Genomic DNA, 283 nt, shown 5'->3' with positions numbered 1-283 from the left:
AGGCTCATGTTCGACAGCGCGATGTCCTCTTCGAGGATCGGGCCGTGGCCGCACCACTCGCTGTTGCGCTGACCGAGGATCAGCGCGGTATCGGCGAGGCGCAGCACGTACTGCAGATGTTCGGGCGACGGGGACGTAGGGGACGTAGTGGACAGAGTGGTCATGGCGCGCTTACATGTGGTTGACTTCGTCGGGCAGCGTGTAGAACGTCGGGTGGCGATAGATCTTGTCGCCCGCCGGTTCGAACAGCTCGGCCTTCTCGTCGGGCGCCGAGGCGGTGATC

General features: G+C 64.3%; 1 protein-coding gene and 1 pseudogene. Both read right to left on the bottom strand.

Annotation, left to right across the window (positions count from 1 at the left end; all coding sequences use genetic code 11):
• On the bottom strand, nt 1–164 hold a 164-nt coding region (locus AB3X86_RS38465), incomplete at its 3' end, for a Phenylacetic acid catabolic protein (RefSeq protein ID WP_368599919.1).
• Nucleotides 165–171: 7 nt separating this feature from the next.
• A pseudogene (locus AB3X86_RS38460) lies at nt 172–283 on the bottom strand (1,2-phenylacetyl-CoA epoxidase subunit B); the annotation flags it as partial.

This window comes from Paraburkholderia sp. BR14374 (assembly GCF_040948685.1).
GTDB classification, from domain to species: domain Bacteria; phylum Pseudomonadota; class Gammaproteobacteria; order Burkholderiales; family Burkholderiaceae; genus Paraburkholderia; species Paraburkholderia youngii.
This window is presented reverse-complemented; position numbering and strand designations above follow the sequence as displayed.